Source organism: Comamonas sp. HJ-2, assembly GCF_053615495.1.
In genome coordinates this window covers 114,216-128,949 of record NZ_JBSIFD010000005.1, presented here as the reverse complement: position 1 = coordinate 128,949, position 14,734 = coordinate 114,216, and the positions used below count along the sequence as shown (strand labels likewise).

Here is a 14,734-nt window from a genome sequence, read left to right as displayed (position 1 = left end):
AGTATGGCTTCAGGGCCGGATGCTTGAAGTTGGCTGCCTTATGGTGCTATCAAGGAGCATGATGCGTATGTACGATAGCTGGACTTCTCTTGCCATACCGGCCAGGCTTCGTCGGGAGTTCTGGCGCGACATTTGTGCGCGGGCATTCGTTCCCATGACGCCGCAGCTGAGGCGGGCCGACGATTTTCAGGCAGCCATGGTTCATCGCACCATCGACTGTCTTGCGCTCAACGAGGTCAGGGGCCCGGCGCATGATATGTGGCGCACCGCTGCCGATCTGTCTTGTGGCGGCTCGCCTGTGCTGTTCGTCAACCTCTATCGCACGGGCAATGCACGGATAGTGCAGAACGGACAAGAGGTAGAGGTCGGGCCGCAACGCTTGCTGCTCTTTGACAGCTGCCGGCCTTTCAAGCTGCAGCACTCTGTGGCCACGGACCTGCTGTCTCTGGCCGTTCCCCATGCGCTGTTGGGCGATCGCACCGTGCAAGCCTTGGGAGAGATGCCCTGGCGGCTGCCCGGCACGGCCCCAGCGCTCTTGCTGATGAACCAGATGCAAGCGCTGTCCAAGTGGCAAGCCGATATTCAGGCCCCTGATGGCGCGTGCATCGCCCAGGCCATGGTCAGCTTGTTGCGAGCCCTGATGCCGGAGGGGCTGGAGCCACGCGCGGCACCACCTCATCGCCGGCATGCGCGCGCCAAAGTGGCCGCCCTCATTGGCCGCCATTACGCGGATCCGGACTATTCACCGTTGAGGGCCGCAGCGGAAATAGGTGTCTCGGTGCGCAGCTTACATGCCTGGCTGGCCGGAGATGGAACCAGCTTCGGGGCGGAACTGTGGGGGTATCGCCTGGAGCGCGTGCGTACCCTTCTGAAGGCCGAGCCGCAGCTTTCCATTCAGGAGGCTGCCTCGCGCTGCGGCTTTGCCTCTTGTGCGCATCTGAGCAGGCGTTTTCGCGAGCGATTCGGCATGGCTCCCAAAGCATGGCGTGATATGCACGATGAGGGCTTGGCCGTTGCACTCCCGGACAAGCTGGCTGCGTTCATGGACAAGAGGGGATTGCCTGCGCCAAGCGGGCCCTCTTAGAGTCTTGATCAAGCCACTAGCCTGGCTTGAACACACTCAGGAGACCGCATGTCACAAGACTTTTCAAGCACTGCCTTCGTACTCGTTCATGGCGCATGGCATGGTGCATTGACTTATGAGCGCGTGATTCCGCTGCTGGCTGCCAAAGGGTATCTGGCGGTGGCGCGAGACCTTCCCGCGCATGGGTTGAACGCGCGCTTCCCGGCATCATATGGTCGCAGGCCTCTCGATGCTGCGGCATTCGCAAGAGAGCCTTCGCCGGTTGCACATGTCACGCTGGACGACTATGCGGACAGTGTCATCGCCACCATCGACCAGGTCAGGGCGGCCGGATGCGACAAGGTCGTGCTGGTGGCCCACAGCATGGGCGGTGTTGTGGCAACGGCGGTGGCGGAGCGTGTGCCCGAGAAACTGTCCAAGCTGGTCTATCTGACGGCTTTCATGCCGGGCTCGGGCGTCCCCGGCATTTCCTATATCCAGGCATCGGAGAACGAGGGTGAGCTTGTGGGCCCCCAATTGCTGGCGGATCCGGCCGTGGTCGGCGCTCTGCGCATGGATCATCGCAGCAGCAGCGCAACATACCGAGCCAACGGAAAACAGGCCTTTTATGCCGACGTGAGCAGCGAAGACTATGAGGCAATGCTGCATCAGCTGACGCCAGATGTTCCGGTGGCGCCATTCGCAACGCCGATCACCACCACGCGGGAACGCTGGGGCAGCCTGCCCAGGCATTACATACGCTGCCTGGAGGATCGCGCGCTCAAGCCCGCATTGCAGCAGCGTTTCATCGACGAGGCGGACGGCTTTGCTCCCGAGAATTGCACGGTGGTTCACGAGCTGGTTTCCAGCCACTCTCCCTTTCTGTCCCAGCCTGTCAGGCTAGCCGAGCTCCTGGCGGCGATTGCCGCGTCCTAGTCGTGCGGAGTGGCAGCGCAGCAGAAAACTGAAGCCACCTTGTGAAGTGGCTCAGCCGAATGAACAGCCGGCTGGCGGCAATGGATGCCAACCAGACGCCTGGGGAAAACATCGAATGCCGATGAGCAAAGGCTGTTGTGAAAGAGATCGGAGGGTCTGCCAGGATGGTGCGGCAAGAGGCAGAAGCTGTCCTCTTTGCGTCAGCTACTGCTTGAAGGGCGCGCCGCCCAGCTTGGTGCCAGCCTTGATGCCGCGCTTGGCAAACCAGCCCTGGTTCATCTCCAGCACATAGCGCACGGGCTTGGCCGAGCAGTGGGAGTCTTCGCTCATGGGTTTCATGTCGGCCAGATTGACGATGGTGCCGTCATCGGCCACAAAGGCCGCTGTCAGGGGCAAGATGGTGTTGCGCATCCAGAAGCACTGCACGCCGGGTACTTCGAAGACGAAGAGCATGCCTTCCTGCTGCGGCATCTCCTTGCGGAACATGAGACCGATTTCGCGCTGCTGCGGCGTGATGGCCAGTTGGGTGTCGATGCGGTACATGCCGGCCGTCAGATCGATGCGGCGCAGATTCGTCTGCGGCTGACCTTCGTCGCGGGCCATGGCCGGGTTGCCGAACAGGCCCAGCAGGGCGCTGCAGGCCAGGGCCAGCAGCGGGGCGCGCCAGCCGGATTTGGGGATTGTCTTGGTGGGGAGGTTCTTCATGAGCCTTGCATGCCAAACAGGAAGTCGGAAGTCACAAGCCTATAGCAATCCGCGTGGGTTGCGGTGCAAATCGCTGTCGCAAATAGGCGGCCGGAGCCGGTCTGCAAAATGCAAAGCCTGCAGAACTTTCCGTTCGGCAGGCTTTGGCGTGAGTCAGGTCCGGCGTACAGAGGCATGGCGTGCCGGTATCGCCAGACCGGCTTTCAGCGCGCGATCAGGCTGGCTTGTGCATCTTTTTGCTGCTGTGCTGCATATGATGCTTTTTGGCAGGTTTTGCCTTCATATGCTTGACGGTGGGCGCCGCTGCTGTTGCGGCAGGGGTGGCAGGTGTGGCAGGCTGCGCCGGCGCGGCGGCTTGAGCAAAAGCGCCAGCAGCGAACGAACCAGCAATCAGGACAGCGAGTAGTTTTTTCATAGTTGCCAATTTCCTAAAGATGCGGCAATGCCAGGTTTCAGGTTGAAGTGAGGAGCAGCCCATCTGTCCCCCACACCCTCTCAACGGCAGCTCTGTGCCGCCGTTGACAGGTTTTTATGCTGTATTTCTTAAAATTTGCTTAGAGCAAGGTGCCAAAATCGGGGGCAACAAAATAGCACCAAAAAGGTGCGCCACCGCGCAGTATTCAAGACTAGGAGATTCCACAACATGAGCACGTCCCAGCACATCCAGGTTCCGCCGCAAGGGGAGAAGATCGGCGTCAACGCGGACAAGACACTGAATGTTCCGAGCCAACCCATCATTCCCTTCATCGAGGGCGATGGTGTCGGTGTTGATGTGACGCCGGTGATGCGCAAGGTGGCAGACGCAGCCGTTGCCAAGGTCTATGGCGGGCAGCGCAAGATTGCCTGGATGGAGGTGTATGCGGGTGAGAAGGCCACGCGCATCTACGGCCCCGATGTCTGGCTGCCCGAGGAAACCGTGGCCGCCGTGCGCGACTATGCCGTGTCCATCAAGGGCCCGCTGACCACGCCAGTGGGCGGCGGCATCCGCTCGCTGAACGTGGCGCTGCGCCAGGAGCTGGATCTTTATGTCTGCCTGCGCCCCGTGCAGTACTTCAAGGGCGTGCCTTCGCCGCTCAAGGAGCCCGAGAAGACGAATATGGTGATCTTCCGCGAGAACTCGGAGGACATCTACGCGGGTATCGAATACGCGGCCGGCAGCGAGAAGGCGAAAAAGCTCATCGACTTCCTGGCCAAGGAAATGGGCGCCAACAAGATCCGCTTTCCCGAAACCTCGGGCATCGGCATCAAGCCCGTCTCGCGCGAGGGCACGGAGCGCCTGGTGCGCAAGGCCATCCAGTACGCCATCGACAACAACAAGCCCAGTGTGACCCTGGTTCACAAGGGCAACATCATGAAGTACACGGAAGGCGCTTTCCGTGACTGGGGCTATGCGCTGGCGCAGCGCGAGTTCGGTGCCGAGCTGATCGACGGCGGCCCCTGGTGCCGCATCAAGCACCCGAAGACGGGCAAGGACATCGTCATCAAGGACTCGATCACTGATGCCTTCTTGCAGCAGATTCTGATGCGTCCGGCCGAATATTCGGTGGTGGCCACGCTCAACCTTAACGGCGACTACATCTCGGATGCGCTGGCCGCGCAGGTGGGCGGGATCGGCATTGCTCCCGGTGCCAATCTGTCGGAGAGCATTGCCTGCTTCGAAGCCACCCACGGCACGGCGCCGCGCTATGCGGGCAAGGACTATGTGAACCCCGGCTCCATGATTCTCTGCGCCGAGATGATGCTGCGCCATATGGGCTGGCGCGAGGCTGCGGATCTGATCGTCGAGTCGCTGGAAAAAGCCATCCAGAGCAAGCATGTGACCTATGACTTCGCCCGCCTGATGGACGGTGCGACCCAAGTGTCCTGTTCGGGCTTCGGGGATGTGGTGATCTCGATGATGGACTGAGCTGAGCCGCCTGCCTGGCAGCTTTGAAGATCTGCCGGCACTGCCATCTCAGCGGCCGCACCGTCTCCACGGTGCGGCTTTTTTCTGCGCCCGAGACCTGGCGCTTGTAGTCCTGAGGCTGGCGTGCAAAGCCTCGAAAGTATGTCGATGTGTATCGGCGTTAAGGCGTGCAATACACAAATGGCAATTAATTTCAGGTGAGGCTATGGCTCCTTCATCCAATGACGGGCGCTGGTACTGGCTTGCAGTGGGGTTGCTGATGCTGCTCATGGGTCTGTACCTGACCATAGGCGGCGGCATTCTGCTCGGCAAGGGAGGCAGCTGGTACTTTGTGCTGATGGGGCTGGCGATGCTGGCATCGGCCACACTGCTGCTGGCGCGGCGCAGGGCCGGCGCCCATCTCTATGCGCTGGCCTTTTTGCTGACGCTGGTCTGGGCCTGGTGGGATGCCGGCTGGGAGTTCTGGCCGCTGGTTTCGCGTCTGATGGTGTTTGCCGTGCTGGGCCTGCTGGTGGCCCTGGGCTACGCACAGCTTGAGGCGGGCAAGCTGGTCATGAACGACTACGGACGCCTGGGAGCCGCAGTGTCGGTGGTGGTGCTGGGTCTGGGCATCGTCGCGACGGCCGTCAGTGCCTTCTCGCCCAAGGGCGTGATTGCCCCCGAGGTCACCGAAGTGCCTTCGGTAGGCTCCATGGAGATCAAGGCCTCGGACTGGACGGACTGGGGGCAGGGCCCCGCAGGACAGCGCTTTGCGGCTGTCGAGCAGATCAGCCGGGACAATGTCGACAAGCTGGCCGTGGCCTGGACGGCACGCACCGGCGATGTGCCCCAGAGCTCGGGCTCGGGTGCCGAAGACCAGAACACGCCGCAGCAGATCGGGGAGCGCCTGTATGTCTGCACGGCCTACGGCAAGGTGCTGGCGCTGGATGTGGACACGGGCGAGGAGAAGTGGAAATTCGACCCCGAGGCCAAGTCACCCAACTGGCAGCGCTGCAGAGGTCTGGGTTACTTCGATGGCAATGAGGCCGCAATCAAGGCCTCGGGTGCCCTCGGCAAGCCCGGAGATGTTGCGCCAGGCTGCAGGCGTCGTCTGTTTCTGCCCACCATCGATGCGCGATTGATCGCGCTCGATCCCGATTCGGGCAAGCCATGTACCGACTTCGGCAAGGACGGTGTGCTGGATCTGACCCAGGGCATGGGTGAGGTCAAGCAGGGCTGGTATCAGCAGACCTCGGCGCCGCTGGTGGCCGAGAATCTGGTGATCGTGGGCGGCCGCGTGGCCGACAATTTCTCGACCGACGAGCCCTCGGGCGTGGTGCGCGCTTTTGATGTGCTGAGCGGCAAGCTGGTCTGGGCCTGGGACCCGGGCAATGCCGACATCACCGGGCCGCCGCCGCAGGGACAGACCTATACGCGCAACTCGCCCAATGTCTGGGGCGGCATGTCCTATGACGCCAGGCTGGGCCTGGCCTATCTGGGCACGGGCAATGCGACGCCGGACTTCTATGCGGCCCAGCGCACTGCGGAGATGGAGAAGAACAGCTCCGCCATCGTGGCCATGGATATCCGCACCGGCAAGCCGCGCTGGCTCTACCAGACCGTGCACCACGACCTGTGGGACTTCGACATCCCGTCCCAGCCCGCTCTGGTCGATGTGAGCAATGCCCAGGGCGGGGTGGACCCCGCGCTGCTGCAGGTGACCAAGCAGGGCATGATCTTCATGCTCAACCGCGAGACCGGCGAGCCTCTGGCAGAGGTGCAGGAGCTGCCCGTGCCGCAAGGCCATGTGCCGGGCGAGCGCTATGCGCCGACCCAGCCGCATTCCACGGGCATGCCCAATATCGGCAACCAGACCCTCAAGGAGTCCGATATGTGGGGCGCCACGCCCTTCGATCAGCTGCTGTGTCGGATTGCCTTCAAGGACATGGATCATCAGGGCGTGTTCACGCCCCCGGGCATGGGGCCGACGCTGCAGTTTCCGGGCTCGCTGGGCGGCATGAACTGGGGCAGCGTCTCCATAGACCCGATCAGCCAGACCATGTTCGTCAACGATATGCGCCTGGGTCTGGCGAACTACATGATTGCGCGCGCCGATATGAAGCCGGGCGCCAGCGGCATCGAGATGGGGGCCGTGCCCCAGGAGGGCACGCCGTTTGGTGCCATGCGCCAGCGCTTTCTGTCGCCGCTGGGCATTCCCTGCCAGAAGCCGCCTTTCGGCACCATGACGGCGGTGGATCTGAAATCGCGCCAGATCAAATGGCAGGTGCCCGTGGGCACGGTGCGCGACACCGGCCCTCTGGGCATTCCCATGTGGCTGACCATTCCCATCGGCATGCCCACGCTGGGGCCTTCCATGGTCACCAAGTCGGGGCTGGTTTTCTTCGCGGGGACTCAGGACTTCTATCTGCGTGCCTTCGACAGCGCCAACGGCAAGGAGATCTGGCGCTCGCGCCTGCCCGTGGGCAGCCAGGGCGGGCCGATGAGCTATGTCTCGCCCAGAACCGGCAGGCAGTATGTGGTGATCACCGCCGGTGGCGCACGCCAGTCGCCCAAGCGCGGTGACTATGTGATCGCCTATGCCCTGCCGCAATAGCGACAGGGTGCGGAGTCGTCGACAGAGGGATTAAAAAAGATAGCTGCTTGCGCTTAATGGATAAGGAATTTAGATTGAATAATGCATGAAATCTTTAAATATCAAGCGCTGCAAGCTATGAATAAAAGAGTATCTGCCGCGCAGGCGTGTGCCACGCTGGCCGCGCCGCTCAGCGCGCTGGCAGCTCGCAACCGTCGGGGCCGCAGCTGGGGTCGCCACTGGTGTCGGTGTCGCCGGCCTGCTGCTGATTGAGCTCGGCAATCTGCTCGGCCCAGGCGGCCAGCTGCTGCTTCCAGCCGTCGACATCGCCCAGCCATTCGCCGATCTCGATGCGCTGCACGGCGCGTTGGCCGGCCTGCTCGGGGTGGTCGAACTCCAGCGCCAGGGTGGGGAAGCCCTGGCCCTGCACCATGCCCAGCCATTCACGGCTTTCGGCGATATGCTTTTGCGTGGCCGCGCCGCTTTGCTCGGCGTAGGCCGCGTCATAGGCCGCGCTGTCCAGACCGATGCCGGCCGCCAGTTCGCGCAGCACGGCGGGCTCGCTGATGCGGCGGCCCTCCACGTAATGGGCTTTCTGCTCGGCAGCCAACATCTCCAGGCCCTTGCCGGCCAGCGCTTCGGCGGCCAGCAGGGCCGTGGTGGGGGGCTCGGAATCCAGCGGCGCGCCAATGTCATTGAGCAGGCCGTTGAGGTAGGCATCGCCAAAGGGCTGGCCCGTCATCTCCGCAATGCGCTGGTCGCTGGGCATGACCTTGTCACGCCAGTCCGCAGTGATGGTGCGCGTGTGGGCTCCGGTCAGCATGCCGCCGGCATGCCATTGCACGGCGATGCCGGGTACTTCGCTCGCGGCCTTGACCAGCGGGGCGGCGGCATAGCACCAGCCGCACAGGGGATCGAAAATATAGTGCAGCACCAGGGCGGGCAGCTTGGATGTGTTCATATTGGGCGGCCTTGCAGGCCGATAGATTTGCAAACAAGCTTCAATGTAAGCGCGGTAGTGGCGCTGGCGCCGTAATGGCCGGGTATGACCTTGGCGCCGGTCTTGGCAAAATGGCTGCATTGTCCTCAGCTTGTTTGCCTGCCCATGCGCCTGAATGTCACGCCGCCGCCCCAGTCCTCGCCAGAGTCCGAGCCTTCCCCGCAATCCGTGGCACGGCGCAGCACCATGCTGTTTCTGCTGTTCTGGCTGGTGGTCATGGCCGCGATGTATCTGGCCATGCAGCATTTCCTCAAGCCGGCCCAGGCCAAGGTCCTGGCCGACGGCACGCTGCGCATAGAGCGCGGCATGGACGGGCACTTCCGTGTCAAGGGCTATGTCAACGATCAGCCCGTCACCTTTTTAGTCGATACCGGGGCCACCTCGGTCAGCGTGACCGATGCGCTGGCCGAGCGTGCCGGGCTGGAAGGCGGCGAGAAGGTACGTTTTCGCACGGCCAACGGCGAACGTGACGGCCGCATCGTCACGGCCGACGAGGTCCGCATCGCCAGCCTGCGTGTGCGCGATGTGCGCGTGGGCACGGGCTATACGGGCGACGACAGCGAAGACGCCTTGCTGGGCCAGAACTTTCTGCGCTTTTTCGATGTGCAGATGAGCGGCGACGAAATGCTGCTGCGCCCGCGCAAGTGAGTGCCGTGAAGACACTGGCCGTGATTTTTCGCACTTGTGCGAGTCATAGGCCGCGGCAGCCCAAAAGCGATCGCAGACTGGATTAAAGTAGGGCGCTTTGCCAACCGGCAAACAGGAATAGTGCGCTGTGCGTGGGCCTCACACGGGCCTCTTGCGGTTGCCGCACTCGCCGCTCATGGGTGAAAGACATGTTCCGGGACTGTTGCCATTCAATGGACCGCAGGCGAAAGCCGGCTGCGGCAGACGACACTCAATGGACTGGTTAACCCAACTCTTCAAAGCCCTCAACGATATTGTCTGGGGCGTTCCCATGATCGTGCTGATTCTCGGCACGGGTTTTTATCTGCAGATCCGCCTGGGCTTCATGCCGCTGCGCAACATCGTGCGCGGCTTTCGCATGATCTGGCGCAGCCGCCGTCCCGGCGACAAGGCCGATGGCGACATCACTCCCTATGCAGCGCTGATGACGGCATTGTCCGCCACCGTGGGCACGGGCAATATTGCCGGCGTGGCCACGGCCATTGCCGTGGGCGGCCCGGGCGCACTGTTCTGGATGTGGATGACGGCGCTGCTGGGCATGGCTACCAAGTATGGCGAGGTGGTCCTGGCGGTGAAGTACCGCGAGAAAAACGACCACGGCCAGTGGGTGGGCGGCCCGATGTACGCCATCAAGAACGGCCTGGGCAGCAAGTGGAAATGGCTGGGTACACTGTTTGCCATCTTTGGCGGTCTGGCCGGCTTCGGCATCGGCTCCATGGTGCAGTCCAACGGTATTGCATCGGCCATGCACACGGCTTTCGGTTTGGAGAGCTGGATCACAGGCCTGGGCCTGGCCGTGCTTACCGGTGCCGTGGTGCTGGGAGGCATCACCCGCATCGGCGCGGTGGCCGAAAAGCTGGTGCCTGCCATGTGCGTGGCCTATGTGGTCTGCGTGCTCTATGTGCTGGGCGTGTACTTCGACCGCATTCCGGCTGCGTTTGCACTGATCTTCGAGCAGGCCTTCAGCCCCACGGCGGCAACGGGCGGCTTTCTGGGCTCGACGGTGCTGATGGCCATCCGCATGGGCGTGGCGCGCGGCATTTTTTCCAACGAAGCGGGCCTGGGCACGGCCGGCATCGCCCAGGCTGCTGGTGCCACGCGAGACCCCGTTTTCTCGGGACTGGTAGGCATGATGGGCACCTTCATCGACACCATCATCGTCTGCACCATGACCGGGCTGGCCATCGTGGTCAGCGGCGTCTGGAATTCCGGCGCTACCGGGGCCGTGCTGTCCACCCAGAGCTTCGAGGCCGCCATGCCCGGCGTGGGCAAATATGTGCTGGCTGTTTCGCTGTCGGTGTTTGCCTTCACCACGATTCTGGGCTGGGCCTATTACGGTGAAAAATGCTGGACCTATCTGGTCGGCACCATCTGTGAAAAGCCCTTCCGCATCCTCTGGACCATCAGCGCCTTTGTGGGTGCCGTGGCCACGCTGGACTTTGCCTGGCTGGTCGCCGATACGCTGAATGCGCTGATGGCGATTCCCAATCTGATCTCGCTGCTGCTGCTCTCACCCGTGATCGTGCAGCTCACGCGCGAATACTTTGCACGCCAGGATAATCAGGCCTGATCATTTCGGCAGCTTTAGGCACTTGACGCACAAGTGCTGGAGCTTGACCTGACCTCACTCACCTCACACAGGGCGCAGTTGTGCAAGCAGCTGCGCCCTGTGCAGTTTTGGGGCCGTGGCTGAAGCAGCCCCGCATATCTGCGAAAATACCTCCTACACAGGGAATGACTGTTGCGGGAAATCTTGCCGCAGCCGTTGTGCGTATCGAGGCTCGATCCACGCCCTTGCTTCGTGGCCTGCCGGGCTTCATCTTGAGATGAGACTGCAGGTTTTTCATGTTGCCGAGCCTCAGGTCGAATCGCCGCATTGTCGCGATTCCCGCTTTGCGCCCGACCACACGCCATTGCCCGGCAGCCATGCAGGCCGTCAGGCGCAGCCATGGATAGTCCGCCGTGTCCCACCGCCAGCCCGTTCGCGTTCCCGAACGTCACCAGTTTGATGCCCTGATCGATGCCCGCTCGCCCGCCGAGTTTGAGCAGGACCATATCCCCGGCTCCATCAACTGTCCGGTACTGAGCAATGCCGAGCGTGCCGAGATCGGCACCATCTACAAGCAGGTCAGCCCTTTTGAGGCCAAGCGTCTGGGGGCGGCCTATGTGTCGGCCAATCTGGCGCGCCATCTGCGCGACACCTTTGCCGACAAGCCTGCCAACTGGAAGCCCCTGGTCTATTGCTGGCGCGGTGGCCTGCGCAGCGGCTCCATGGTGACCTGGCTGCGTCTGGTCGGCTGGGATGCCCAGCAACTGGCCGGCGGCTACAAGGCGTTTCGCGGCCATGTGATTGCGCAGCTTGAAAGCCTGGTGCCTAAGCTGCAGATGCGCGTGCTCTGCGGTGCCACCGGCTCGGCCAAGACCCGCGTGCTGCATGCGCTGGCCCAAAGCGGAGAGCAGGTGCTGGACCTGGAGGGCTATGCCAGCCACAAGGGCTCCTTGCTGGGCGGTCTGCCCGGCATCGAGCAGCCCAGCCAGAAGCGTTTCGAAACTCTGATTGCCGAGCAGCTGGAGAGCTTCGATCTCTCGCGTCCCGTCTATCTGGAAGGCGAGAGCGCCAAGATCGGCCGCGTCGGCCTGCCGCTGGTGCTGGTGCAGCATCTGCACAAGGCTCCGGTCATCGAGGTGCGTGCGACGACCGCCGCACGCCTTTCCTATCTGCTGCGCGACTATGCCTACCTGGGGGACGATCCCGAAGTGCTGGCCACCAAGCTGGGCTGGCTCAAGGAGCTGCAGGGCAAAGAGACCGTGGGCCGCTGGCAGCAATGGGCTCGGGCCGGGGAGCTGCCTTCGCTGTTCGAAGAGCTGATGCTGCGCCACTACGACCCGCACTACGAGCGCTCCCAGTCAAATCACTTCGAGCAATGGCCCCGGCGCCAGGTTCTGGAGACAGACCAGCTCTCGGATGAGGCCATCGCCGGTCTGGCGCAGCAGATCATTGCGATGCAGGCGCGCTGAGCCAGGCAGCTTGTTCAAGCCTGCCGGCTGAAACGGGCCGGTGCGGTGCGGACTAGTCCAGCTTCATCACCATCAGCACCTCGTCGAAATACTCGCCGTCCACATACAGGGCCGCAGGCTCCAGCCCATATTCGCTAAAACCTGCCTGCTCATACAAGCGTAGTGCGTTGCCGTTGCCGGCATTGCAGCCCAGCATCAGCTGTCGCAAGTTCAGCGCTCTGCCGTGCTCAACAGCCGTCTCCAGCAGGCGGCGGGCCAGGCCTTGGCCTCGGGCCGCCGCAGCCACGTACATGGCAAAGAGATTGCCCTTGTGCGCAGTCTTTTCTCCCTGCTCGCGATACATGCCCAGGGTGGCGCAGAGTCTGCCGTCTGCGTCAAAGCCTCCCCACATGGCTTGGCCTGGCGTGCTGCCGAAACGACTCAGTATCTGCGCATCGCCGAGTGCCCGTTCGCTGGCAGGTGTGGCACCGAAGGCGGTGGGGCATTCTGTCAGGGCTTGCAGGCGCAGGGCGCGATAACTGCAAAGGTCGGACTCGGTCAGTTGGCGTATGTCATATTGCATGGACCGAGTTTAGACATGCTCGGCAAAGATGGGCACCAGCGACAGCAACAGCAGACCGGCCATCACGCCATTGAACATGCGCAGGGCCTGCGGAGTGCGCAGTGCGCGCCCCACGGTGCTGCCGAACAGGGTCCAGACGCTGATGCTGGGATAGTTGACCAGGCCCAGAACAAGGGCCGACAGCATCAGGTTGACGAAAAAGCCTTCGCGCGGTGTGTAAGTCGCCACCACGCCCACGGCCATGATCCAGGCCTTGGGGTTGACCCACTGGAAGGCAGCGGCCTGCCAGAAGCTGAACGGGCGGCTGCCCGACTGGCCCTGGTCCACGCCGCCGGCACGGGCGATTTTCCATGCCAGCCAGATCAGATAGGCCGCGCCCACATATTTGAGCAGGGTGTAGATGCGGGGCTCGGCCTCGAACAGCTTGCCCAGGCCCGCGCCGATCAGCAGCACCATGATGACCACGCCCAGACAGATGCCCAGCATATGCGGCACGCTGCGGCGATAGCCGAAAGTGGCCCCCGAGGCCGTCAGCATCACATTATTGGGGCCGGGCGTCACGGAGCTGACAAAGGCAAACATGGCCAGTGGCAGGATGAAGGCTGAGGATTCAGGCAGAAATGGCATGGTGAACCTTGGGGCTGCATAAGCGTTGTGCCTCTATACTAAGACCTGTAGTCAGTACACTATCAGTACACTTTTGCAGGCCAGTTTATGAGCTGGCCTGCTCTAATTGACCTGACACTTTGAGGAGGCACTTCATGCTGGATGCTCATATCGACGGCAGGGCAGCGACCCCGGCAGCCTTGCCTGTGGCCGCTACGGCATCCCTGGGCTGGCAGCCCATGCGCTCCAGTGCGGTGGGACTGGTGGATCAGCTGGTCGAGCATTTCGGTGGACTGATCCGCAACCACGGCCTGCGTGTGGGCGTGCGCCTGCCTTCGGTGCGGGCGTTGGCGGAAAGCGCAGGTGTCAGCCGCGACACCGTGGTCCAGGCCTACGACAAGCTGGCTGCCCAGGGCCTGGTGCAATCGCGGCGCGGCAGCGGTTTTTATGTGGCTGCCCAGCGCCGCGTGATGGAACCTGCCGCCGTTGCTGGCGCCTCGGCGCAGCCGGCGGACTTCGACACCGCTTATCTGCTGCGCGGCATTTTTCGTGATGACAGCGCGGGCACCGGGGGGGCGGGCTGCCTGCCTTCGAGCTGGATGGACCAGGGCCTGATCACGGGCGCCATGCGCGCCATCACCCGTAACAATGCGCGGGCCGAGCAGAGCTTTCTCAGCTATGGCCATCCACAGGGCTTTCTGCCATTGCGCCAGCAGATCGCCTCGAATCTGCAGGCCCAGGAGGTGCCGGCCCATCCCGAGGCCAACCTCATGACGGTGGGCGGAGTGACCCATGGCCTGGACTTGGTCGTGCGCTGCTTTCTCAAGCCCGGCGATACCGTGCTGGTCGAAGATCCGGCCTGGTTTCTGATCTTCGGGCGGCTCAAGTACATGGGCGTGAATGTGGTCGGCGTGCCGCGCCTGCCCGGCGGGCCCGATGTGGCTGCCCTGGCATCGCTGGCCCAGAGCCACAAGCCCAAGCTCTTCATCCTCAACACGGCGGTGCACAACCCCACGGGGCTGAGCCTGTCTGCCGGTGTCGCCCACGAGGTGCTGCGCATTGCCGAGCGCCATGATTTCCTGCTGGTAGAGGACGATACCTATGCCGAATTCCTGGGCGCCATGCCGCTGAGGCTGGCGGCCATGGACAGATTGCAGCGCGTGATTCTGGTGGGGGGCTATTCCAAGACCTTGTCGGGCGGACTGCGCGTGGGCTATATCGCGGCCAAACCCGAGTATGTGCACCGCCTGACCGACATGAAGCTGCTGGCAGGCCTGACCTCTTCGCTGCCGGCGGAGCAGATCGTGCACCATATTCTGGCCGATGGTTCGTTTCGCAAGCATGTGGACCGGCTGCGCGAGCGCGTGGACCGCGCGCGTGGGCGTTGCCTGCGCAAGCTCGAAGCGCTGGGCTGCCATGCGGAGTACGAACCCGTGGCCGGCACTTTTGCCTGGGTTGATTGCGGCGTGGACACCGAGGTTCTGGCGCGTCAGGCGGCGCTGAGCAATCTGCTGCTGGCTCCGGGCCTGCTGTTTTCGCCGCAGCAGGCAACCAGCAGCAAGCTGCGCGTGCCCGTGGCGATGGCCGACCAGACCGAGCCATGGACGGTGCTGGAGCAGATCCTCAGGCAGCTGCGCAAATAGCGCCGAAACCGGTGCCAGGGCAGGGCGTCGTTCACG

General features: G+C 63.0%; 13 protein-coding genes. 8 read left to right on the top strand and 5 right to left on the bottom strand.

Annotated features, from left to right (window positions below; genetic code table 11):
* The first annotated feature begins 19 nt into the window (after positions 1 to 19).
* Positions 20 to 1,084, top strand: a complete 1,065-nt coding sequence (locus ACWGXF_RS06415; protein WP_314352689.1) for an AraC-like ligand-binding domain-containing protein — start codon at positions 20 to 22, stop codon at positions 1,082 to 1,084.
* A 48-nt stretch (positions 1,085 to 1,132) separates the two neighbouring features.
* Entirely contained in the window at positions 1,133 to 1,999 is an 867-nt protein-coding gene (locus ACWGXF_RS06410) for an alpha/beta hydrolase (RefSeq protein ID WP_452101772.1), read from the top strand.
* Between the two features lie 204 nt (positions 2,000 to 2,203).
* Here the strand turns inward: ACWGXF_RS06410 and ACWGXF_RS06405 are convergent, their stop codons facing one another.
* Positions 2,204 to 2,704 carry a DUF192 domain-containing protein gene (locus ACWGXF_RS06405; RefSeq protein WP_034389683.1) on the bottom strand — a complete coding sequence of 167 codons (501 nt, stop codon included), beginning with the start codon at positions 2,702 to 2,704 and terminating at the stop codon, positions 2,204 to 2,206.
* Between the two features lie 214 nt (positions 2,705 to 2,918).
* On the bottom strand, positions 2,919 to 3,182 hold the full coding sequence (locus tag ACWGXF_RS06400; protein WP_232096796.1) for a hypothetical protein: 264 nt from the start codon (positions 3,180 to 3,182) through the stop codon (positions 2,919 to 2,921).
* Positions 3,183 to 3,347: 165 nt separating this feature from the next.
* Between ACWGXF_RS06400 and icd the strand changes: the two genes are divergently transcribed.
* Together icd and ACWGXF_RS06390 are read left to right on the top strand one after the other, a co-directional pair.
* Positions 3,348 to 4,610 (top strand): NADP-dependent isocitrate dehydrogenase, encoded by a 1,263-nt coding sequence (gene icd / locus ACWGXF_RS06395; RefSeq protein ID WP_256630761.1) that lies wholly within the window; start codon positions 3,348 to 3,350, stop codon positions 4,608 to 4,610.
* Between the two features lie 205 nt (positions 4,611 to 4,815).
* Positions 4,816 to 7,203 (top strand): membrane-bound PQQ-dependent dehydrogenase, glucose/quinate/shikimate family, encoded by a 2,388-nt coding sequence (locus ACWGXF_RS06390; protein WP_256630760.1) that lies wholly within the window; start codon positions 4,816 to 4,818, stop codon positions 7,201 to 7,203.
* Between the two features lie 169 nt (positions 7,204 to 7,372).
* On the opposite strand, the gene ACWGXF_RS06385 is transcribed toward ACWGXF_RS06390, so the two are convergent.
* Complete coding sequence (locus ACWGXF_RS06385; RefSeq protein ID WP_256630759.1) at positions 7,373 to 8,143, bottom strand: DsbA family protein; 771 nt, start codon at positions 8,141 to 8,143, stop codon at positions 7,373 to 7,375.
* 144 nt (positions 8,144 to 8,287) lie between these two features.
* Between ACWGXF_RS06385 and ACWGXF_RS06380 the strand changes: the two genes are divergently transcribed.
* The 3 genes from ACWGXF_RS06380 (at position 8,288) to mnmH (ending at position 11,887) form a co-directional block, all read left to right on the top strand.
* Positions 8,288 to 8,830, top strand: a complete 543-nt coding sequence (locus ACWGXF_RS06380; protein WP_034348693.1) for a retropepsin-like aspartic protease family protein — start codon at positions 8,288 to 8,290, stop codon at positions 8,828 to 8,830.
* Between the two features lie 253 nt (positions 8,831 to 9,083).
* A complete protein-coding gene (locus ACWGXF_RS06375; protein WP_039048976.1) occupies positions 9,084 to 10,439 on the top strand; it encodes an alanine/glycine:cation symporter family protein in 1,356 nt (451 codons plus the stop codon).
* Positions 10,440 to 10,831: 392 nt separating this feature from the next.
* A complete protein-coding gene (mnmH, locus tag ACWGXF_RS06370; RefSeq protein WP_256630758.1) occupies positions 10,832 to 11,887 on the top strand; it encodes a tRNA 2-selenouridine(34) synthase MnmH in 1,056 nt (351 codons plus the stop codon).
* Between the two features lie 52 nt (positions 11,888 to 11,939).
* Here mnmH and ACWGXF_RS06365 read toward each other — a convergent pair whose 3' ends face one another.
* The gene (locus ACWGXF_RS06365; RefSeq protein WP_012838791.1) at positions 11,940 to 12,449 is read right to left on the bottom strand and encodes a GNAT family N-acetyltransferase; all 510 of its coding nucleotides are present in this window, start codon (positions 12,447 to 12,449) and stop codon (positions 11,940 to 11,942) included.
* Positions 12,450 to 12,458: 9 nt separating this feature from the next.
* On the bottom strand, positions 12,459 to 13,076 hold the full coding sequence (locus ACWGXF_RS06360; protein ID WP_012838790.1) for a LysE family translocator: 618 nt from the start codon (positions 13,074 to 13,076) through the stop codon (positions 12,459 to 12,461).
* 134 nt (positions 13,077 to 13,210) lie between these two features.
* Here ACWGXF_RS06360 and ACWGXF_RS06355 point away from each other — a divergent pair, with 134 nt between their 5' ends.
* Positions 13,211 to 14,698: an aminotransferase-like domain-containing protein gene (locus ACWGXF_RS06355; RefSeq protein WP_034389670.1), complete on the top strand. Its 1,488-nt coding sequence runs from the start codon at positions 13,211 to 13,213 to the stop codon at positions 14,696 to 14,698.
* Positions 14,699 to 14,734 lie beyond the last annotated feature (36 nt).

Bases quoted from the DNA above. Each gene is read 5' to 3' on its own strand.
- ACWGXF_RS06360 (WP_012838790.1), bottom strand. From the start codon at position 13,076: ATGCCATTTCTGCCTGAATCCTCAGCCTTCATCCTGCCACTGGCCATG.
- icd (WP_256630761.1), top strand. From the start codon at position 3,348: ATGAGCACGTCCCAGCACATCCAGGTTCCGCCGCAAGGGGAGAAGATC.
- ACWGXF_RS06400 (WP_232096796.1), bottom strand. From the start codon at position 3,182: ATGGGCTGCTCCTCACTTCAACCTGAAACCTGGCATTGCCGCATCTTT.
- ACWGXF_RS06405 (WP_034389683.1), bottom strand. From the start codon at position 2,704: ATGAAGAACCTCCCCACCAAGACAATCCCCAAATCCGGCTGGCGCGCC.
- ACWGXF_RS06415 (WP_314352689.1), top strand. From the start codon at position 20: ATGCTTGAAGTTGGCTGCCTTATGGTGCTATCAAGGAGCATGATGCGT.
- ACWGXF_RS06365 (WP_012838791.1), bottom strand. From the start codon at position 12,449: ATGCAATATGACATACGCCAACTGACCGAGTCCGACCTTTGCAGTTAT.
- ACWGXF_RS06375 (WP_039048976.1), top strand. From the start codon at position 9,084: ATGGACTGGTTAACCCAACTCTTCAAAGCCCTCAACGATATTGTCTGG.
- ACWGXF_RS06390 (WP_256630760.1), top strand. From the start codon at position 4,816: ATGGCTCCTTCATCCAATGACGGGCGCTGGTACTGGCTTGCAGTGGGG.
- ACWGXF_RS06385 (WP_256630759.1), bottom strand. From the start codon at position 8,143: ATGAACACATCCAAGCTGCCCGCCCTGGTGCTGCACTATATTTTCGAT.
- ACWGXF_RS06355 (WP_034389670.1), top strand. From the start codon at position 13,211: ATGCTGGATGCTCATATCGACGGCAGGGCAGCGACCCCGGCAGCCTTG.
- ACWGXF_RS06410 (WP_452101772.1), top strand. From the start codon at position 1,133: ATGTCACAAGACTTTTCAAGCACTGCCTTCGTACTCGTTCATGGCGCA.
- ACWGXF_RS06380 (WP_034348693.1), top strand. From the start codon at position 8,288: ATGCGCCTGAATGTCACGCCGCCGCCCCAGTCCTCGCCAGAGTCCGAG.